The sequence below is a fragment of the Chloroflexota bacterium genome, assembly GCA_020850535.1.
In the GTDB taxonomy this organism is placed as follows: Bacteria; Chloroflexota; UBA6077; order UBA6077; family JACCZL01; genus JADZEM01.
Genome location: JADZEM010000187.1, coordinates 35,418 through 55,408 on the forward strand (window position 1 = coordinate 35,418; position 19,991 = coordinate 55,408).

General features: G+C 63.9%; 18 protein-coding genes. 14 read left to right on the forward strand and 4 right to left on the reverse strand.

The window, feature by feature from the left end:
- Positions 1 to 73 precede the first annotated feature (73 nt).
- From IT306_26405 to IT306_26435, 7 genes are all read left to right on the forward strand, one after another.
- The gene (locus IT306_26405) at positions 74 to 3,841 is read left to right on the forward strand and encodes a hypothetical protein (protein MCC7371975.1); all 3,768 of its coding nucleotides are present in this window, start codon (positions 74 to 76) and stop codon (positions 3,839 to 3,841) included.
- A 117-nt stretch (positions 3,842 to 3,958) separates the two neighbouring features.
- Positions 3,959 to 4,939, forward strand: a complete 981-nt coding sequence (locus IT306_26410) for an NAD-dependent epimerase/dehydratase family protein (protein MCC7371976.1) — start codon at positions 3,959 to 3,961, stop codon at positions 4,937 to 4,939.
- Positions 4,936 to 6,264, forward strand: a complete 1,329-nt coding sequence (locus IT306_26415) for a UDP-glucose/GDP-mannose dehydrogenase family protein (protein MCC7371977.1) — start codon at positions 4,936 to 4,938, stop codon at positions 6,262 to 6,264. Before IT306_26410 ends, IT306_26415 begins: the two co-directional genes overlap by 4 nt.
- Positions 6,261 to 7,127: an SDR family oxidoreductase gene (locus tag IT306_26420; GenBank protein ID MCC7371978.1), complete on the forward strand. Its 867-nt coding sequence runs from the start codon at positions 6,261 to 6,263 to the stop codon at positions 7,125 to 7,127. The genes IT306_26415 and IT306_26420 overlap by 4 nt, the downstream gene beginning before the upstream one ends.
- Complete coding sequence (locus tag IT306_26425; GenBank protein ID MCC7371979.1) at positions 7,124 to 8,113, forward strand: Gfo/Idh/MocA family oxidoreductase; 990 nt, start codon at positions 7,124 to 7,126, stop codon at positions 8,111 to 8,113. The genes IT306_26420 and IT306_26425 overlap by 4 nt, the downstream gene beginning before the upstream one ends.
- Complete coding sequence (locus IT306_26430) at positions 8,097 to 9,077, forward strand: galactokinase (protein ID MCC7371980.1); 981 nt, start codon at positions 8,097 to 8,099, stop codon at positions 9,075 to 9,077. Before IT306_26425 ends, IT306_26430 begins: the two co-directional genes overlap by 17 nt.
- 97 nt (positions 9,078 to 9,174) lie before the next feature.
- Complete coding sequence (locus IT306_26435; protein ID MCC7371981.1) at positions 9,175 to 9,930, forward strand: nucleotidyltransferase family protein; 756 nt, start codon at positions 9,175 to 9,177, stop codon at positions 9,928 to 9,930.
- 81 nt (positions 9,931 to 10,011) lie between these two features.
- Here IT306_26435 and IT306_26440 read toward each other — a convergent pair whose 3' ends face one another.
- Together IT306_26440 and IT306_26445 are read right to left on the reverse strand one after the other, a co-directional pair.
- On the reverse strand, positions 10,012 to 10,218 hold the full coding sequence (locus IT306_26440) for a hypothetical protein (protein ID MCC7371982.1): 207 nt from the start codon (positions 10,216 to 10,218) through the stop codon (positions 10,012 to 10,014).
- The gene (locus tag IT306_26445) at positions 10,219 to 11,157 is read right to left on the reverse strand and encodes a hypothetical protein (protein ID MCC7371983.1); all 939 of its coding nucleotides are present in this window, start codon (positions 11,155 to 11,157) and stop codon (positions 10,219 to 10,221) included.
- Positions 11,158 to 11,188: 31 nt separating this feature from the next.
- Here IT306_26445 and IT306_26450 point away from each other — a divergent pair, with 31 nt between their 5' ends.
- Positions 11,189 to 11,644 carry a hypothetical protein gene (locus IT306_26450; GenBank protein MCC7371984.1) on the forward strand — a complete coding sequence of 152 codons (456 nt, stop codon included), beginning with the start codon at positions 11,189 to 11,191 and terminating at the stop codon, positions 11,642 to 11,644.
- Between the two features lie 233 nt (positions 11,645 to 11,877).
- Here IT306_26450 and IT306_26455 read toward each other — a convergent pair whose 3' ends face one another.
- Entirely contained in the window at positions 11,878 to 12,825 is a 948-nt protein-coding gene (locus IT306_26455) for an AraC family transcriptional regulator (protein ID MCC7371985.1), read from the reverse strand.
- A 670-nt stretch (positions 12,826 to 13,495) separates the two neighbouring features.
- Here IT306_26455 and IT306_26460 point away from each other — a divergent pair.
- The 5 genes from IT306_26460 to IT306_26480 all read left to right on the forward strand — a co-directional run bounded on the left by IT306_26460 (position 13,496) and on the right by IT306_26480 (position 17,389).
- Entirely contained in the window at positions 13,496 to 14,221 is a 726-nt protein-coding gene (locus IT306_26460) for a carboxymuconolactone decarboxylase family protein (GenBank protein MCC7371986.1), read from the forward strand.
- A gap of 158 nt (positions 14,222 to 14,379) precedes the next feature.
- Positions 14,380 to 14,775, forward strand: a complete 396-nt coding sequence (locus IT306_26465; protein MCC7371987.1) for a cupin domain-containing protein — start codon at positions 14,380 to 14,382, stop codon at positions 14,773 to 14,775.
- 33 nt (positions 14,776 to 14,808) lie between these two features.
- Entirely contained in the window at positions 14,809 to 15,258 is a 450-nt protein-coding gene (locus IT306_26470) for a zinc-binding dehydrogenase (GenBank protein ID MCC7371988.1), read from the forward strand.
- 251 nt (positions 15,259 to 15,509) lie between these two features.
- Positions 15,510 to 16,502 (forward strand): aldo/keto reductase, encoded by a 993-nt coding sequence (locus IT306_26475; GenBank protein ID MCC7371989.1) that lies wholly within the window; start codon positions 15,510 to 15,512, stop codon positions 16,500 to 16,502.
- Positions 16,503 to 16,597: 95 nt separating this feature from the next.
- Positions 16,598 to 17,389: an SDR family oxidoreductase gene (locus tag IT306_26480; GenBank protein MCC7371990.1), complete on the forward strand. Its 792-nt coding sequence runs from the start codon at positions 16,598 to 16,600 to the stop codon at positions 17,387 to 17,389.
- Between the two features lie 260 nt (positions 17,390 to 17,649).
- Here IT306_26480 and IT306_26485 read toward each other — a convergent pair whose 3' ends face one another.
- The gene (locus IT306_26485) at positions 17,650 to 18,615 is read right to left on the reverse strand and encodes an AraC family transcriptional regulator (protein MCC7371991.1); all 966 of its coding nucleotides are present in this window, start codon (positions 18,613 to 18,615) and stop codon (positions 17,650 to 17,652) included.
- Positions 18,616 to 18,908: 293 nt separating this feature from the next.
- Here IT306_26485 and IT306_26490 point away from each other — a divergent pair, with 293 nt between their 5' ends.
- The gene (locus IT306_26490; GenBank protein MCC7371992.1) at positions 18,909 to 19,952 is read left to right on the forward strand and encodes a zinc-binding dehydrogenase; all 1,044 of its coding nucleotides are present in this window, start codon (positions 18,909 to 18,911) and stop codon (positions 19,950 to 19,952) included.
- Positions 19,953 to 19,991: the final 39 nt, after the last annotated feature.

Below are 19,991 nucleotides of genomic sequence, written 5' to 3' on the forward strand. Positions count from 1 at the left end.
GGGCTGGTTCTCAGCGCCATAGTTCCGGCAGGCAGATGGGACTTCAGCGCGTGGTACTGACAAGGAGAAACGCTTGCTCCCGCTTGTCCTAACACTTGCGCTGTTCGCCTTCTGGCTTCTCACCGGCTTCGGCGCCATCACGGCACTCCACACACAGCGAAACACCGTACAGAGTCTGCTCCTCGCGCCGTCCGTTGGTGTCTGCCTGATTGTCCTCCCGACGTTCTGGCTTAGCCGTGCCAGCCTCCCGGTGTCGAGCTTTAGCGTTGTTCTCGGAATCGGGCTGCTGCTACTCAGTGCATTTGCTTGTTGGCACTCGTGCCGACTCCGTTCGGTCGCACGGCTTCGGCCACCCGTACGCGCCTACCTGCCGTTTGTCGTTGTCTTTGTCGGTGCCCTTATCCTGACGGGTCGTCCACTCTTCAACTTTGACTTCGACTGGGTCAGCTACGCCAACGACGACATGGCGAACTACGTTCTCGACGCCCAACGTCTGGAGGACTTCGGCTGGCTCAGACCGCCCGATGTCACGACGATCACAGACGGTAGAGACTACAGTCAGTTGTATTGGTACTTCGCCCTCGAAGGCAGCCGCCCCGGTAGTCAGCTGATCCTCGCGTGGGTCATGAGCCTGACGGGTCTCTCAGGTCATGAGGCATTCATGCCGGTCATCTTGGCGCTGGATCTGGTGCTGATCAGCGCCGCTGGTGGCCTGATGCTCCAGGCGCGTCGATTTCGGCTCGCTGCGCTGCTGACCTGCCTACTTCTAAGCCTGTCGGCGCTGAACAGCCTCGGCGTGCTCTATCAGTTGATTGCCCAGGTCACGGGCATCGGTACACTCGCCGCCACTGCAACCCTGCTATTGCAGCCACTCACACGACGCATAACGGCAGTAGTAGCCATCCGCCAGGGGATCCTGCTCGCTATCCTTGCGGCTGGACTCCTCGTTCTGTACCCGGAGATTACGCCGTTCCTTGGTGCTGCCTACGTCTTCTATATCGCCGCCATGATGGTTCGTAGTCGCTCGCTTGCGGTGTCGAGAATGGTCCTCGTCGAGACTGCCACCACCGCCGGCCTTGGCACGGTTCTTCTCAACACTTATCTGGTTTCCTCGATTGGATATCTCTTGAAACAGTTCGGCTTCGCCACAGGAGACAGCAATGTCCTCGGCGTGTCAGATCTTGTTTTCCCATACTACTTGGTCCCAAGTGGACTTGCCAACCTGTGGGGTCTGCAGGTGCTCTCAGAGCTACCCGGGGAGCCGTGGCTGACGACCACAATCATCACCGGTGCCATGCTGACTATCGCAGCTATCTGTTGTTCGCTTCTGAGCACCTGGCGAGGTCATCCTGTTGGACCTATCACATTGGCAATGACTCTCGTGGCCTTCCAGCTATTCTGGAAATATAACGACTTTGGCCTGTACAAGCTTGCCATGTTTGCGCAACCATTCATACTCGGTTCACTTGTTGTTACCTGGGTGAGCATGAATCGAAACCGCTTACTGCAGATTATTCCGCTACTACTACTTGGGATTATAGGCATACCAGCTCAGTATACTTACGTAGAGGCTAGTAAAGGATCTGGTTTGGGCTTCGTCTCTATTGTAAATGCATCACCGGGGCGTATTAATAGAGAATTCCAAGATCACTTGCAGAGAATTGATCGAAGTAATGACCCCCAGATATTGCTTGATACATCAAATATAGTACTGGCAAAATTTCAGTCAATATATTCCAGGGGTATTCGTACGCAATTTGGAAGCCGAAACTTCTTCTTTACACTAATGAATGTTCCTATTTCTCCAATCATTGGCTCCAACCTCGTACAGTCATCAGTTTCGCTTGCGCAAACTCTCAAATCCGAACAGATTATTGCCAGCTTCCCGTGGTTTATTGATAGTACAGACTTCAGTAGTGAAGTTCTCAGAATTGAAGGTGATCCACAAGAATTTACCATTAATACACTAGGACAAAGCGGCCCTTCAATCTCCTCGTGTGACTACATTGTCGGAACAACCCGACGCGTGAATTTTCTGAACGGGAGGTCTTTCCCCGGTGCTCCGAACGAGAGCTTCTTCTCGGAACCATGTAGCTCGGTTCATAATTTCTTAATCTTTGTAGACTCGGTTCTCGGGCGTCACTACTATAATTTCAACGTTAGGCCCGAATTCGTTGGAATTAATCAACTAGAATCGGATCCACTTAGAAATGGCAGGGCCTTCGCCGGCATAGGCAGACGGGTTTTACTCCAAGTCATGCAGCCGACCAGCGGGCCACGCTTAATGATCGACCTAACCGCGACCCTCAAGAATGACAGTGACAATCGTCTGCCCCCAGCCTTGGTTATTGGCTCAGACCGGCAGCCGCTCCCCATTGTCGGTCGGGGATCCGCCCGTGTCTTCTCGGACCCGGTCATGCCGGCAAGCATCGCTGATCGCAACTTTATCGGGCTGGATATGGGCATTGAGGGTCAGCGCTTCCCGTCTCATCGCGCTGGTGTCATGGCTCTCTATGGGCGCGATGTTCGTTTCGACAGGCGCTCTCTCACGGCATTCGTACGAGACATCTCGCTAGTGTCCGAGGAGGAGTATCAGGAACTCGCTCCGCCGAGCATCCTGACCGACTTTGCCAAGGATCTGGCCAACGCTGACGTCGAGTACTCCGGACTGTACGAGGATGGCTGGATCTCTGAAGCCGCGTTCGTCGGTCTCACCCAGCCGGAAGTGCGAGTAAACGTGGTTGCCAGAGGAGAAGTCCCATCTATTGACAATCCGGACTTCTCCACCGAGCTTCGTCTGTTAGTGGATGGCCAGGAAGTCGCCCGCCGCGTACTCAAGCCCGGTCAGTTCGAGATATGGGCGCCTGTGCCCTCTGGTAGTGGTCGTCGCCGCATCGAGCTGCGCTTTTCTGAGTTTCAGCGCCTCGGTGGCAATGATGGGCGTCCAGTCGCAGCGCTAATGCACACCATTGGTTTCGAGCCCGAGTCAACCCTTGCTCCTCCAGAGGCTATCAGGGTCATTCCCGCCGACGTCGAGAACATCGCTCTCTGGACTTCTGGAATCGACCTGGATGGTTGGACCACGGGCTCTACATTCGTCGATCTGGCGCAGTCAAACCCGACATCGGACGTCGTCCTGCACGGTGTGGTACCACAGATCAATGACGCAACCTTCACCACTGATCTCGATGTCTTGGTGGACGGACGGGCGGTCCTCCGTCAATCGCTCAGCGTCGGCACCTTTGAGCTGCGGGCACCATTGCCGCCTGGGGAAGAGCGCCGACGGATTGAGCTACGCTTCACAGCTACGCAGCAGTTGCCCGACCCAGACGGGCGTCGAACAGCTGCCAGGCTGCAGTACATCGGCATTGAGCCACGGGAGCCTGGCGTCGCCCAACTTGCAGCCACTCCGATCACGGTGCAGCCTCCGGCATCACCGCCGCAGATTGTGCAAAGCCCGGCCGACCTAGTTCTCCCGAGCGTCAACGCCTCGGGAGCCAGTAGCGACGGCTGGGTCGGCCAGAGTACATCATTCAACCTGACCCAGCCGTCTGCGCCGTCGAGCTTCGTCGTACGCGGCATGGTGCCCTTAGTCGATGATCCAGGGTACACAACTCAGGTGCGTGTGCTGATCGATGGTCAGGAGAACGCCCGCCAAACGCTTGGCCTCGGCGATTTCGAGGTCCGCGCCATGCCGCCGCCTGGGGCTGGCACACGGCACGTCGAACTCTCCTTCTCGACAAGTCAGCAGCTTCCGGTGCCAGACGGTCGAACGGTCGGTGCCCGGCTCAGCTTCGTGGGATTCGAGCGTGACGCTCAGGTAACCTCACCTCCCAGGTAGCGTCGCGAACGGTATCGTCCGTACCATATCTCGACACCGATCTGTCAGGGACGGGAATGCATCGTGTGATAGACCGACGGCCCTTGCTCGGTGTCAATCGCTGAATCACGAGGAAGCATGACAACAGACCTGTCCCCCGATCTCAGGCGTGTCTTCGTCACCGGCGGCGCCGGCTTCATTGGCAGCAACCTCGTTGATCGCCTGCTCGCCCGTGGATGCCAGGTCACTGCCTACGACAACCTGTCCACATGCCAGACCGCTTTCCTGAACGATGCCATCAGTAGGCCCAATTTCCGGCTGGTCACAGCTGACCTTGGCGATATCGATGCTCTTCGAGCGGCGATGGACGGACACGACTTCGTGTTTCATTTGGCCGCCAACGCGGACGTTCGGTTTGGCACCGAGTATCCGCGCCGCGATCTCGAGCAGAACGTCATCGCTACCCACAACGTCCTCGAAGCGATGCGGCTGACCGGTGTGCGCCGACTCGCCTTCTCTTCGACTGGCTCGATCTACGGTGAGCCAACTGTCTTCCCTACGCCGGAGGACGCACCGTTCCCGATCCAGACGTCGCTCTACGGTGCTTCCAAGCTGGCTGCGGAGGGACTCATTGAAGCGTACTGCGAAGGGTTTGGATTTCAAGGCTACATCTTCCGGTTCGTCTCGGTTCTCGGCGAGCGCTACACCCACGGTCACGTCTTTGACTTCTACAAGAAGCTGCTGGCCGACCCGACGCGGCTCGAAGTGCTAGGTAACGGCAAGCAGCGAAAGTCGTACATGTACGTCCAGGACTGCATTGAGGCGATGCTGCTCGCGATCGACACCGTGACAGACAAGGTAGCGATCTTCAACCTTGGTGCCGACGAGTATATCGAGGTCAACGACTCGATTCGCTGCATCGTGGATCAACTCGGGATTGATCCAGAGCTACACTACTCCGGCGGTGAGCGCGGCTGGGTTGGCGATAGCCCATTCATCTTCCTCGACACACGGAAGATCCGCGCACTCGGTTGGCAGCCGAAGCTCACGATCCGGCAGGCGGTTGTGCGGACCATTCAGTATCTCCGGGATCACCAATGGCTGCTGGATCGACGGTGAGTACAGACCGGACGTTTACGGGTATCGTCTGCGTCTACGGTCTCTGGCATCTCGGCAGCGTAACGGCGGCCTGCCTGGCTGACGCCGGATTCTCAGTTGTTGGTCTCGATCTGGACGAGGGACGCATCAAAGGGTTGGCTGATGGCCGACCGCCAGTCGCTGAACCCGATCTTCCCGAATTGATGCAGCGTAGCCTGGCCACAGGCCTGCTGTCGTTCACTGCCGACCCGGCCACGGCGCTTGCTGCTGCCAACGTGCTCTGGGTCGCCTTCGACACGCCAGTTGACGAAGACGACCGCGCGGACGCAGCCTGGGTCCGCAACCAGCTCGAACACGTACGTGGACTCATTCGACCTGGCACGTTGGTGTTGATCTCCTCCCAGGTTCCGGTCGGCTTCAGCGCACAAATCGAACAGGCGTGGCGCCAGACCGATCCAAGCCTACAAATCGCCTGCTCCCCTGAGAATCTCCGTCTGGGTCAGGCGATAGAGGTCTTCCGCAATCCGGAGCGTGTCGTAGTCGGGACCGGCACAGGGACCGACCGTGCACGGCTCGCGGCGCTCTTCGCACCGTTCTCGGACCAGATTGAGTGGATGTCACTACAGTCGGCGGAGATGACGAAACATGCGTTGAACGGCTTTCTGGCGCTCTCCGTGGCGTATACCAATGAGCTTGCGCGGATCTGTGAACGGGTTGGTGCGGACGCATCGGAGGTGGAGCGCGGGCTGCGAAGCGAACCACGCATCGGCCGACGGGCCTACGTCTCGCCCGGGCCGCCACTGGCTGGTGGGACACTGCTCAGAGATGTTGGCGTCCTGGGGCGGCTCGCCGCCGAGCACGGCATCGCGAGTCCGATGGTTGACGCCATCCGGGTCAGCAATCACCTTCACCAGGACTGGTCGTACATCCGAACCCTCCATCTCGTGGGCGACGTGAAGCATCCTCGGGTGGCAGTGCTGGGCCTCACCTACAAGGCCGGGACGGACACACTGCGCCGCTCGGCATCGGTAGATCTGGCGCGGAAGCTCCTCGACGGCGGTATCCAGGTCTCCGCGTACGACCCGGCCGTGCGGGCGCTCCCGCTGGACTTGAGCGGAATTACGCTCGCTGCCAGCATCGACGGCGCCCTGACGGGTGCGGATGTGGCGATCCTGGCGACAGCCTGGCCGGAGTTTCGCACGCTCTCGGCAGACGATCTGGCGCGTACCATGTCGCAACCTCGACTGATCGATCAGGCTGGCTTCGTGCCGCATCTGGCCGGCGACCCACGAGTCATCTACGTCCGAGTGGGATATCCACTTGTGCCAGAGGGGACGAACGCATGAACCTCTCCGGACGGACGGCGATCGTGACTGGCGCCAGCCGAGGCCTGGGGAAGGCTATTGCCGCTCGCTTGATCGCCGACGGCGCCAGCGTCATGCTCACCGGGCGCGATGCTGGCGTCTTGCAGGCAGCCGGTGAGGAGTTGGCGGCCGCTCGGCCTGACCCGAGCCAGCACGTCGTGTGGCAGGCTGGCGATGTCGCGGTCCAGGCCGATGTCGAGCAACTCGTCGCCTCAACGGTCGAGCAGCTTGGTCGCGTGGACGTGCTGGTCAGCAATGCCGGTGTCTATGGGCCGCTCGGGCTGATCGAAGAGGTGGATTGGGTCGAGTGGGTCCGAGCCGTCGAGATCAATCTCCTGGGGACGGTTCTGGCGTGCCGTTCTGTGGTCCCGTTGATGCGCCAGCAGGGCGGCGGCAAGATCGTCATCCTCTCTGGCGGCGGCGCCACGTCCCCACTTCCACGGGTCAGCGCCTATGCCGCGTCGAAGGCGGCGGTGGTCAGGTTCGGCGAGACGTTGGCCGAAGAGGTGAAGGACGCTGGTATTGATGTCAACGCTGTGGCGCCCGGAGCGCTCAACACCCGGCTGACCGATCAGATCGTGGCGGCTGGGCCGGAGAGGGTTGGAGCGAGCTTGCACAACCGGGCGGTCCAGTGGCAGGCGGGCAGCGCGACGCCGCTGGACGTTGGCGCCGATCTTGTGGCGTTCCTGGCATCTCCCGAGAGTGACGGCATCACCGGACGGCTGATCGCGGCAGTCTGGGACCCCTGGCGCGAGTTCCCTGCGCTGCGCGAGAAGATCGCGGCCAGCGATGTCTTCACGTTGCGGCGCATCGTTCCTGAAGACCGAGGGTGGGAGACGCCGTGAGGGTCGCGATCGTCGGATGCGGCCTGATCGGGCGAAAGCGTGCGGCTGCGCTCGGTGCACACCAGTTGGTCGCCTGCGCAGACATCTCGCTCGGGAACGCGGAGCGGCTGGCCGCTAGCTACCCAGACTGCGTTGCCAGTGCTGACTACCGCGAGATCGTCCAGCAGCCGGACGTGGATGCGGTGATCGTCTCGACGACGAACAATGTGCTGGCCACGGCCGCCGTGGCGGCGGCGGAGGCTGGCAAGCACGTCCTGGTAGAGAAGCCCGCTGCGCGCTACGCCTTCGAGTTAGGTCCGCTCCTGGCCGCCGCGCAGACGCGCGGGGTGGTGGTGAAGGTGGGGTTCAACCACCGGTTTCACCCGGCCTTTCAGAAGGCGCGTGCTATCGTCGACGCGGGCGGGATCGGCGAGTTGGTATACATCCGTGCTCGGTATGGGCATGGCGGGCGCCCGGGCTACGACCGCGAGTGGCGGGCTGATCCAGAGATCGCCGGCGGCGGCGAAATGCTAGACCAGGGTGTCCACCTGATTGATCTGTCCCGCTGGTTCTGTGGTGACTTCGTGGAGGTCGCCGGGCACGTCGCTACGTTCTATTGGCAGATGCCGGTCGAAGACAATGGCTTCGCGATACTCAAGACGGCGAGCGGGCAGGTTGCCTGGCTCCATGCAAGCTGCACGGAGTGGAAGAACCTCTTCTCGTTTGAGATCTTCGGGTGCGATGGTAAGCTTCAGATCGACGGACTCGGCGGCAGCTACGGCACGGAGCGCCTGACGTATTACCGCATGCTGCCAGAAATGGGGCCACCAGAGACGTCGGCCTGGGAGTACCCGCGTGAGGATCGCTCCTGGCACGCCGAGATCGAGCATTGGGTGGCGTGCATCGAGACAGGGCAGCAACTGAGTGGGACAGTCGAAGATGCCATCGCTGCGTTGACCATCGTCGAGCGACTATACGAGGTGTCCGGCCGTGATCATCACGCGTAGCCCCTTGCGGATCACGCTGGGAGGTGGGGGGACGGACCTTGCCTCGTACTACGAGCAGTTCGGCGGCTTTCTGATTGCGGGGGCCATCGACAAGTACGTCTACATCACCATCCATGACACGTTCGTCGACGATCTGATCGTCAAGTACTCCAGCCTCGAACGTGTTGAAGCAGCCGAGCATCTCCAACATCCGATCATCCGGGAGGCGATGCGGCTGATGGAGATCGATGGGCGTGCCCTCGAAATCTCCAGCATGGCGGACATCCCGGCCGGCACCGGCCTCGGATCCTCCGGCAGCTTTACGACCGCCCTACTCAAGGCGCTGCACACCCACAAGAAGCACCTGATTCATCCGCGTGAGCTGGCCGAGCAGGCATGCCATGTGGAGATTGGACTCCTCAAGGAGGAGATCGGCAAGCAGGATCAGTACATCGCCGCCTTCGGGGGACTGACATGCCTGGAGTTTGCGCCGGGCGGCGAGGTGAACGCTATGCCCCTCCCGATCTCGACCGAGACCCGCTACAACCTCGAAGACGATCTGCTGCTATTCTTCACTGGCTACTCGCGGTCTGCGTCGAAGGTTTTGAGCGATCAGAACCGTCGAACCCTTGAGAGTGACCCCGAGGTGGAGCGCAATCTCCATGATCTTAAGGAGATCGCCTACAAGAGCCACGAGGCGCTCATCGAGGGCGATCTTCGCGCCTTCGCCGACCTTCTCAGCCTCCAGTGGGAGCAGAAGAAGCGGCGCACAGGTGCCGCCACCAACGAGGAGATCGACCGACTGTACCAGCTCGGGATGGAGAACGGCGCGCTCGGTGGGAAGCTTGTCGGGGCCGGTGGCGGCGGCTTCCTGATGTTCTACGCTGAGGACAAGGCCCGCCTCCGTGCTGCCATGCGCGATGTCGGCCTCCGCGAAGTCCGTTTCCGCTTCGACTTCGAGGGCACCAAGGTTGTGATCCAGTGAGTCCTGAGGGTCTGCAAGGGAATAGCCGTTACTGCCGGAGGCAATATGCCTCGTTATGAAGGTGCCCTATGATGAGACGGTTATCTCCTGACGAGTCCTGACGTGGCGTTCGGGAGCTGAGGCTGTGAAGCTGTCCGAGGTCCCGGTAGCGATCCTGGCGGGTGGTCGAGCGACGCGCCTTGGGCTGCTCGCTGCCGATCTCCCGAAGTCGATGATTCCCGTCGCGGGGCACCCGTTTGTCGATCACCAGCTTGCGCTCCTCCAGCGTAGTGGCGTTCGTCGGGTCGTCTTCTGCGTCGGGCACCTCGGAGACCAGATCGAGGCCCATGTGGGCGATGGGGCTCGCTACGGTCTCGAAGTCAGGTACGCCTATGATGGTGAGCGGCTCCTTGGCACCGGCGGCGCCGTGCGTCGAGCCCTGCCGCTGATCGGTCCGTTGTGCCTCGTGATCTACGGTGACTCCTACCTGGATATCGACTATGCGGTGGTCCTGGAGCACTTTCTTCGGTGTCCCGAGCCGGCCCTGATGACCGTTTTCCGCAACGGACGGCAGTGGGACACGAGCAATGTGCACTTCCGCGATGGGCGGATCGTGCGGTACGACAAGCGCCAGCCGGACCCGGAGATGGCGTACATCGACTACGGCGCCAGTCTTTATCGCGCCGAGGCGCTCGAGCGAATTCCTCTGGGTGAGCCGTACGATCTCGGTGACCTGACCCACGAACTGGCAGCCGAGGGTTTGCTGGCCGGCTATGAGGTGACGCAGCGATTCTACGAGGTTGGATCGTTCCACGGCATCCGCGAGACGGAGTGCTATCTCTTAAGGTCCGTCAGAGAATACGTTCCCGACTGAGGCTGTCGAGTGCCGACGACAAGCTCTGCCGGGGCGGGGATATCCGCGAACGCGCCGGCTCGTTCAGGATCTGCGCCGACATCAGGGCGCGCTGCCTGGGCAGCGCTCGCCCCGGCTCAGCGTCGCCAACAAACCCTTGACGCGGCGCGGCTGCTGTTGCTGTAAGAGAGCTTGAAGCACCCACTGGTGCCGGTCGTCGAGGATCTCCATTGGATCGATTCGGAGACCCAGGCGTTCCTCGATCTGCTGGTCGAGAGCCTGCCGGCCGCGCGTGCTGCTGCTGGTCACCTATCGTCCGGAGCATCGGCACGGGTGGAGAAACCGCAGCCACTGCACCCAGATCCGGATCGATCCGCTGGAAACGGCGCGCGTCGAGGTGCTGCTGTCCGAACTACTCGGGGACGACACATCGCTCGAATCGTTGAAGGCGTTGCTGCAAGGGCGGACACAGGCTAACCCGCTGTTCTTGGAGGAGAGCGTCTGCTCACTGGTGGAGACGGACGTCGTGGTGGGCGAACGTGGCGCGTACCGTCTGCCGAGCCCATTTCCGAGGTGCGAATACCGGCCTCCATCCAGAGCGTGGTGGCGGCCCGAATCGACCGCCTTCCACCGGCAGTGAAGGCGCTGCTTCAGACGGCCGCCGTGATCGGCAAAGATGTCCCAGCCTCGCTGCTCCGTGGCCTCACTGATGCTGACGACGACAAACTCGATCGCATGCTCGGGATACTTCGGGCTTCCGAGTTCCTGTACGCAGCCCGCCTGTTTCCGGAGCCGGTGTACACCTTCAAGCTCACCCTCACGCAGGAGGTCGCGTACGGCAGCCTGCTCCAGGAACGACGTCGGGTCTTGCACGCCTGCGTGGCCGACGCGAACCGGGAGACGTACGTTGACCGGCTCGCCGAGCACGTCGAGTGGCTCGCCTACAATGCCCTGCGCGCCGCGTTGGGGCAGTTGGCTGTGGTGTACTCTCGCGACGCCGGCCTGAAAGCGCAGACACGTTCGGCCGACCGCGGGGCCGCCGCATATTTCGAACAGGCACTCGAGGCGCCGCGGCATCTGCCCGACACCCGCGAGCATTTGGAGCAGGGGATCGAGATCCGACTGGCTTTGCGCCCGTCGCTCAGGCGGCTCGCCGAGAATGTGCGAGTCGGCGAGTACCTTCGCGAGGCAATGGCCGCGGCCGAGGTGCTGGGGGATCAGCGCCGCCTTTACGCTCGCCGGACGCACCGACGAAGCAGTGACGCTCCTGGAGCGAGCGGTGGCACAGGACACATCCGTTCGGGGGCGGATCTTCGAATCGGTCCTGCAAAGCCACCTGGGAGAGGCGTATCTGGCGAACGGCCGAATCCACGATGCCGTTCGGCTTTGTCAGCAGGCGCTCGACCATGCCCCGGTACATGGCGAACGCAGCAACAAAGCGTATGCGCTGAAGCTCGCCGGCGATATCGCGACCCGGCGCTCGCCACCAGAGTCAAGGAGCGCCGAAGAGTCCTATCGCCGGGCGTTCACCCTCGCGGTGGACCTGGGTATGCGCCCGCTTCAGGCGCGCTGCCACGTCCGCCTTGGGAATATGTACCGCCGCCTCGCTCGCCAGAACGAGGCCCGCGCAGAGCTCTCGACGGGCATCTCGATGCTTCAGGCGATGGGGATGACGTATTGGCTGCGGGAGGCAGAGGTCACACTGGACCGGGCAGATCAGTCCCACCTCCCCTGACGGGAGCATCGCCAACGCCCGGCGGATCATCGGCTACGAGCCGCAGGATGACTCCGAGGTGGTCTACGCCGACGAGATCCGCGAGTTTCTCCTGGACCCCGCCCGCCAGGACATGGTCCAGGGACAGGATCGGGGCGGCAAGGGCAGCCGCTGACGGGCGCGCCGAGCGTCGGCTGACTGACGATTCGCCCGGTCACCTCGATCTTAGCGCAGGATATACCTGCATCCGCAGCCTAAAGATCGGCGCTCGCCGTGGCGGTTGCTCGGAGCTGCTGCACGTCGCGCATCGGCGGCACCCCGAACAGGCTCTTGTATTCGCGGTTGAAGTACGAGGCGTCGTCGTACCCGACGCGGCGACCGGCGGTCGTCGCGTCGAGATCCTCGCCGAACATCAGGCGTCGGGCCTCCTGGAGCCGCAACTGCTTCTGGAACTGCAAAGGGCTCATCGCGGTGACCGCCTTGAACTGCGCGTGGAAGCCAGAGGGGCTCATTCCCAGCTCGCGTGCGAGGCTCTCGATGCGGAGTGGCTTGTCGAAGTCGCCGCGGATGCGCTCGAGGGCCGTGGCGATGCGGTTGGTCGCGCCGCCGAAGGCCGCCAGGTGGCGGAGTCGATTGCTCTGGGCGCCGACAAGTAGGCGGTAGACGATCTCCCGCGTAACCAGCGGCATCAGGATCCGCGCCTCGGCAGGCGATTCCACGAGCCTGACGAGCCGAACCGTTGCGTCCAGCAGGCCCACATCCAGCGGGCTCACGTCGATCGCCTTCGCACTGGCCTGCCCACGCGGGGACGGCAGGCCGGCCTCGACCATCACAGAGCCGACGAGGACCGGGTCGAGATCGAGTCGGAGGCTGAAGTAAGGCCGCTCCTTTGACGCATCGCCGATCTGGATCACGATCGGCAGTTCGACGGTCGCGAGCAAGTAGTGCGCGGGATCGTATCGATAGTAGTCGTCGCCGAGATAGATCGTCTTGCTGCCCTGGGCGATGACGCAGAACGACGGGATCGACACGCCGTGCACGGGCTCCGTGGACGTGGACACTCGGTGAATGTGCAGGCCCCGCAACGGCTCCACCGTCCCGTCCTCGCGGGCCGTTCGCGCCAGCCGCTCGACCAGCTCTTCCCGATGCGTCTCTGTCTGGCGCTCCTCGCGCTCTCGCTGTTCGTCGTTCGCCATCACCATGCGAGCCCTTCCGCTCAATCCGCCTCGGTCTGAGCGAGCTGTGGAGTTTCAGACAATCATCCTGGAGGATTATCTCATGCTTCCGCGCGCTGAGATGAGCATACTACAGGACAGGGAACGCCCGCGAGGCCCACGTACAGGAAATAGTTGGAGCTATCTCCAACCTCCCCGACCCGTCGCCATCGCGGCGCCGGGCCTCGTCGCCATCCGTCAGGTGGCCGAGCATCCCCATCCGGACCGTCGGCCGCAAGATGAGCCGCGACCGCCTGTATCGGTCCCCCAACACCCTGTCGTCGAGGGCGGCAACAGCCGGCCATGACGGTCGAGATCCGAACCGCGAAGTCGCGGAGGATCAGACAATCATGCTGGAGAATCATCACATCTAGCGACGCGTCTCCAGGGGCATACTGGGTATCAGGCAGCGGATGCGCGGCCCAAGGCCCGTCTCAACGCTGGAGCTTTACTCAAGATAGCGGCGGCGGCGAGCCTGCCATTGGGACGCTGTCGTTTCGTCGCCCTGGCCTTGCCATGCCCGCCACAACCCGCACGGGACCATCGATCCGACCGAATGGCGCCCCTCGTCGGACGGCCTCGCACGCCACCACGGCCCTTCGGAGCCCGTGCGGAAGCCGCCCTCGCCGTCACAGCCGCACACGAAAGGATCCTGACGATGGACATGCAGCGCAATCAGGTCGGAGCCTCGACGGAGACCAGCGACATTTGCGCGGTGGCTCCGGCCCTTGAGCGGTACCTGCAGAGGACGCTGTTCGGCGATCTCTGGACTCGACCCGACCTGTCGGCGCGGGACCGGAGCATCGTGACGGTGTCGGCGCTGATCGCGCGCAATCAGACCATCGAGCTGCCGACCTACGTGAACCTGGCGCTCGACAACGGCGTGACGCCGCGACAGCTCTCCGAGATCATCACGCACCTCGCCTTCTACTCGGGCTGGGCCAACGCGACTTCGGCGGTCGCGGTCGCCAAGGACATCTTCGCCCAGCGCGGGATCGGGGCGGATCAGCTTCCCCCAGCCGCGCCCCGGCTTCTGCCACTCGATCAGGCGGCCGAGGCCCAGCGCGCGGCGTCGGTCGAGCAGGGCGCCGGCCCGGTGTCGCCGGGGCTCGTGCTGTTTACCGGAGACGTGCTGTTCAAGGACCTGTGGCTGCGCCCTGACCTCGCGCCTCGCGACCGGAGCCTGGTGACCGTCAGCGCGCTGGTCACCGCCGGCCAGGTGGGCCAAATCACGTTTCACCTTGGCCGGGCGATGGACAACGGCCTGACGAAGCAAGAGGCGTCCGAGGTACTGGCGCACCTGGCGTTCTACGCTGGCTGGCCGAACGCGTTCTCGTCGGTGCCAGCCTTCAAGGGCGTCTTCGACAGTCGGTCGAATGCCTGAGCGACTGAGCGGCGCTCGGCCGCGCCACGGTGTCCCGCCGACAGGTGCTCCAGGTGGGCGCGGGCCTTGCGGCGCTGCCGCTGCTCGCCGGCCTGACCACGGATGCGCAAGCCCAGCAGGCACACATTCAGCAAGTAGAAGGGGCGAACCTCATGAGCATGGAGATCTCGCGCAACGGCACGCGGCCCTCGACCAGGGGGGCGGCCGAGACGTTCACCGGGTCCGTGACCGTCGATCCCTGGTACGCTCCGAATACGACCACGACCTCGTCAGGAAGCCTGGTCTCGTTCGCGCCGGGCGCCCGCTCGGCATGGCACACCCACCCGGCAGGCCAGGTCCTGATCGTCCAGTCCGGGATGGGCTGGGTGCAGGAGGAGGGCGGCGAGAAGATCGAGGTCAAGCCGGGCGACGTGATCTGGACACCACCAGGGGTGAAGCACTGGCATGGGGCCGCCTCCACCACCGCAATGAGCCACATCGCGATCACCAACGCGGTCGACGGCCGAGCCGTCGACTGGCTGGAGCATGTCCCCGACGATCAGTACCTCGCTTGAGCGAGGACGGGGTTGAGCGAGCGCATCATCGTCATGAGCCGCCACGAGCCGCGCCAGCGGCTGGCCCGAGACTTCGGCGCGACCGACATCGTGACGGAGCGCGGCGACGAGGGCGTGGCCAGGATCAAGGAGTTGACCGACGGCCTCGGAGCGCACTCGGTGATCGAGGCGGTCGGGAGCCAGGAGGCGATGCTGCAGGCGATCCGCGCCACCCGCCCCGGCGGGCACGTTGGCTACGTCGGGGTCTCCCACGGGGTGGAGCTGCCGGGCCAGGAGCTGTTCTTCGCTGAGGTCCACCTGTTCGGCGGCCCGGCCCCGGTGCGGCGCTTCCTGCCGGAGCTGGTCGATCTGGTGTGCAGCCGAAAGATCAACCCCGGCCGCGTCTTCGACTTCGAGACCGACCTCGACCACATCGCGGAGGCGTACGCCGTCATGGACGAACGCCGCGCGATTAAGTCGCTGGTCAGGGTCGTGGCGGCTTGAGCGTGAGCGAACGTTCCGTCGTCGCCGATCGGACGGCTTCCCGGTCGGATGCCGTCGCCGCCCGCACTGGCGCGGCCCCCCATTGTGATGGCGTGAGATCGAGCTTGAGCACGTACACACGCCAGGACAGGCGGGCGGAGTCGCACCGAACGGCGATGTGGGCGAGCAAGGAGCGCCCTCAAATCGGGGCGTCCGACGAGCTTCTGTCCGGCGCCACGACAGAGTCCTGGCACAAACTCAAAGGAGATACGATGCAGAAGCGTACACTTGGAAGCAGCGGCCTGGAAGTCTCGGCCCTCGGGCTCGGCTGCATGGGCATGAGTCAGAGTTACGGCCCGCCGCCCGGCGACCGGCAGGACATGATCGCCTTCATTCGAGCGGCCGTGGATCGCGGCGTCACGTTCTTCGACACCGCGCAGTCTTACGGCCCCTTCATCAACGAGGAGCTGGTCGGCGAGGCACTGGCCCCGGTCCGGGATCAGGTCGTCATCGCCAGCAAGTTCGGCCACTACTACGGCCCCAACGGTGAGCGGCTTGGCCAGAATAGCCAGCCAGAGCACATCAGGCGAATGACCGATGGCTCGCTGAGGCGGCTCGGGATCGAGACAATCGACCTCTACTACCAGCACCGCGTCGACCCGAACGTGCCGATTGAGGACGTGGCCGGGACGGTCAAAGACCTGATCCAGGCAGGGAAAGTCAGGCACTTCGGCATGTCCGAGGCGTCGGCACGGACGATCCGACGGGCCCATGCGGTGCAGCCGGTCACGGCGGTCCAGAGCGAGTACTCCCTCTGGTGGCGGCGCCCCGAAGAGGAAGTGCTCGCGGCCTGCGAAGAGCTCGGCATCGGCTTCGTCCCCTACAGCCCGCTGGGCAAGGGCGTCCTCACGGGCACCATCGACGCGAACACCACGTTCGGCAGCAACGATGTGCGGAGCACGATCCCGCGCTTCGCCCCAGACCTGCTGAAGGCGAACCTGGCGCTGGTCGATCTGGTCAGCCGGATCGCGCATCGGAAGAACGCAACGCCCGCCCAGATCGCGCTGGCCTGGCTGCTCGCCCAGAAGCCGTGGATCGTGCCGATTCCCGGCACCCGGCGGCTGGAGCGCCTGGACGAGAACCTCGGCGCAGTCGCGGTCGAGCTGACGCCCGAGAATCTCCGCGATATTGAGGCTGCGGCGGCCAGCATCACAGTGCAGGGAGCCCGGTACCCTGACTACCTGGAGCAGGAGACGAACCGTTGAGCGTAGGGGGCAACGCCTGTGCTGCTAGTAGATGGTGGCCCGGCCATCACCGTTTGACTTCGAGATCGACCAACGGCTGCGAGGGATAGGAACCGATGACGAGCTTCGACGGGCAGGTGGTCATCGTGACCGGCGCTGCGGCCGGCATCGGTCTGGGTATTGCTCGGGCGTTTCACGACGCCGGAGCCAGCGTCGTCCTGGGCGACGTGCAGCAGGATGCACTCGACCGGGCCCGAGCAAGGTTCTCGGACCTGGAGCGGCTGGCGTTCGTTCCCGTCGATGTGCGCGATGCAGCCGCTGTGGCACATCTCGTCGCCACGGCAGAGCAGGTGTTCGGGCCGCCTACGATCATGATCGCGAACGCGGGTGTTGTTCCGAACGCCTCGGTCCTGAGCATGGACGTGACGGCATGGGACGCCGCGATCGAGACGAACCTGCGGGGCGTGTTCCTGTCCTGTCAGGCGGCGGCACGGAGCATGGTCGCGCACGGGACCCAGGGCCGGATCGTCACCGTCTCGTCGATTGCCAGCCATGTCGGACGCCTGGGCGCGTCGGCCTACTGCGCGTCGAAGGCGGGTGTCGAGATATTCACGAAGGTGCTGGCGATGGAGCTGGCCGAACATCGGATCAACGTCAGCGCGGTCGCGCCGGGCGTGGTCGAGATCCCAGAACGAGCCGCCCAACCGTCAACCCGGCGGATGAACGAGGAGTTTCGCGCCGCTCTCATCGAAGCTATCCCGTTGGACAGGTATGGCCGGGTCGAGGAGGTGGCCCAGGCGGTCCTCTTTCTGTGCTCCCCCGGCGCAGCGTACATCACCGGCGCGGTCGTACCCATCGATGGCGGCATGGATACGGGCTGGACGCACATGCCGTACAGCTCGATTTAGGGCTAGCATTCCACCAGGCCGGCGTGCCGATTCATCGTGCGGCTGGTGCAAGATCATCGGCTACGAGCCGCAGGACGACTCCGAGGTGGTCTACGCCGACGAGATCCGCGAGTTTCTCCTGGACCCCGCCCGCCAGGCGATGGTCGAGGGCGAGGCGCGGGGCGGCAAGGGCAGCCGCTGACGGGCGCGCCGAGCGTCGGCTGACTGGCGATTCGCCCGGTCACCTCGATCTTGGCGCAGGATATACCTGCATCCGCAGCCTAAAGGTCGGCGCCCGCCGTGGCGGTCGCTCGCAGGCGTTGGACATCCCGCATCGGCGGCTCCCCGAACAGCCGCTTGTACTCTCGGGTGAAGTGCGACGCGTCGTCGTATCCCACGCGGTAGCCGGCGCGTGCAGCGTCCACATCCTCGCCGATCATGAGGCGGCGGGCCTCCTGGAGCCGGATCTGTTTCTGGAACTGCAGGGGGCTCATCGCCGTGACCGCCTTGAACTGGGCGTGAAATCCCGAGGCGCTCATGCCGAGCTCGCTCGCGAGACTCTCGATGCGGAGCGGCTTGTCATAGTCGTTCCGTAGCCGCTCGACGGCCCTGGCGATGCGGGTGGTGGTGCCGCCCAGGATCGTCACGTGTTGGAGCCGGTCGCCCTGAGCGCCCACGAGGAGCCGGTAGACGATCTCCCGCATGACGAGCGGCATGAGCACCCGCGCCTCGGCCGGCGAGTCGATGAGCCTCACGAGCCGCACCACGGCGTCGAGCAGTCCAGCATCCAGGGGGCTTACATCGAACGCTTTCGCGCTGGCCTGCCCGCGCGATGCCAGGAGGCCGGCCTCGACCATGACCGAGCCGACCAGTGCCGGTTCGAGCTCGAGGCGCAGGCCGAGGTAGGGCCGTTCCATCGACGCTTCGACGACCTGGCCGACCACGGGCAGGGCGACCGTCGAGAGCAGATACCGGGCCGGGTCGTACCGGAAGCAGTCTTCGCCGAGATACACCTCCTTGCTGCCCTGGGCGATGGCACAGAAGGACGGGGTGGACACGCCGTGCAGCCGGTCGGTGGGCGAGGACTGGCGATAGAGCCGTAGCCCACGCAGAGGATCTGCTGTTCCATCGTCGCGGACAGCATGTGCGATCCGCTCGATCAGCTCCGCCGCGTTCGATTCCGCTCGACGCGCCTCGCGCTCTCGATGCTGCTGGTGCAACGACACCGTGGCGACCCCTTCGTTCATAGCCTGGTCCTGAGCGACCAATCGGTAGAGTTTCTGCCAATCATGCTGGAGGATCGTTCCAGTCACTCTGACTCCATAAGGCGAATACTTCAGGGTATAGAGCACGGACGAGTATCGCGTCAACGCTGAGCATGGAGTTCTCTTCAAGAAACGGAATGTGATCCGGCTTCTGCCATCACGCGGCACTCCATGTCGTGGCCCGCCTGCTGCCAGGCCGGGCACGGTCCACAGTAGAACGCAACCAAGACAACGGCAGACTGCGCAGGCCCAGCCTGCCACCAGGGAGGCACACCATGCGAGCCGCTCTCTACAACGGCCCACGCGACATCACAATCGGCGAGCGGCCCGACCCGGTCATCGCCGCGCCAACCGACGCCATTGTCCGCGTCGTGCTCGGGTGCGTCTGCGGCTCCGACCTCTGGTACTATCGAGGGGAGTCCCCACACGCGCAAGGCTCGATCGGCCACGAGTTCATCGGCATCGTGGAGGCAGTCGGGTCCGAGGTGCGGGGCGTGGCGCACGGCGACCTCGTGATCGCCCCGTTCACCTACTGCGACGGCGCCTGCCCGAACTGCCGTGCCGGGGTCACCTCGCAGTGCGTCAACGGGGGTTCGTTCGGGAACGGCCAGACCGATGGCGGCCAGGGCGAGGCGGTGCGCGTTCCTCTCGCAGATGGAACCCTCGTCCCGGTACGCGGCTCCGGTCACGCCGACGAGACACTCCGCTCCCTCCTCGCGCTCACGGACGTCATGTGCACTGGCCACCACGCGGCCGTCAGTGCTGGCGTCAAGGCCGGGGACGTGGTTGCCGTGGTCGGGGACGGCGCGGTGGGCCTGTGCGGCATCATCGCGGCCCGCCGCCTGGGCGCCGAGCGTGTCATCGCCCTGAGCCGAAATCCGGCCCGCCAGGCGCTGGCCCGGTCGTTCGGGGCCACGGAGATCGTCCCCGAACGTGGCGATGCCGCCGTGGAAACGATCAGGGAGATGACCGGTGGGATCGGCGTCGACGCTGCGATGGAATGCGTCGGGACGGGCCAGTCGCTCGCCACGGCGATGGCGGTTGCTCGCCCCGGCTCCGTCGTCGGCGTGGTTGGGGTCCCCCACGGCGTCGACTTCCCGGTCATGGAGCGGGTCGTCTTCCGCAACGTCGGGCTGCGCGGTGGCGTCGCCCCGGCCCGGGCGTACATCCCCGACCTGCTCGACGATGTCCTGACGGGTCGCATCAACCCCGGCCGCGTCTTCGATTTCGAGACCGACCTCGACAACGTCTCGGAGGCGTACGCCGCCATGGACGAGCGCCGGGCGATCAAGTCGGTCGTTCGGGTGGGCGCGATCTAGTACCCGTCGTGGGGAGGGCGTGACCACGGCTCCATATCG

Coding starts and splice junctions, on each gene's coding strand:
- IT306_26410 (MCC7371976.1), top strand. CDS start 3,959: ATGACAACAGACCTGTCCCCCGATCTCAGGCGTGTCTTCGTCACCGGC.
- IT306_26420 (MCC7371978.1), top strand. CDS start 6,261: ATGAACCTCTCCGGACGGACGGCGATCGTGACTGGCGCCAGCCGAGGC.
- IT306_26455 (MCC7371985.1), bottom strand. CDS start 12,825: ATGGTGATGGCGAACGACGAACAGCGAGAGCGCGAGGAGCGCCAGACA.
- IT306_26460 (MCC7371986.1), top strand. CDS start 13,496: ATGGACATGCAGCGCAATCAGGTCGGAGCCTCGACGGAGACCAGCGAC.
- IT306_26465 (MCC7371987.1), top strand. CDS start 14,380: ATGGAGATCTCGCGCAACGGCACGCGGCCCTCGACCAGGGGGGCGGCC.
- IT306_26470 (MCC7371988.1), top strand. CDS start 14,809: ATGAGCCGCCACGAGCCGCGCCAGCGGCTGGCCCGAGACTTCGGCGCG.
- IT306_26475 (MCC7371989.1), top strand. CDS start 15,510: ATGCAGAAGCGTACACTTGGAAGCAGCGGCCTGGAAGTCTCGGCCCTC.
- IT306_26480 (MCC7371990.1), top strand. CDS start 16,598: ATGACGAGCTTCGACGGGCAGGTGGTCATCGTGACCGGCGCTGCGGCC.
- IT306_26485 (MCC7371991.1), bottom strand. CDS start 18,615: ATGAACGAAGGGGTCGCCACGGTGTCGTTGCACCAGCAGCATCGAGAG.
- IT306_26490 (MCC7371992.1), top strand. CDS start 18,909: ATGCGAGCCGCTCTCTACAACGGCCCACGCGACATCACAATCGGCGAG.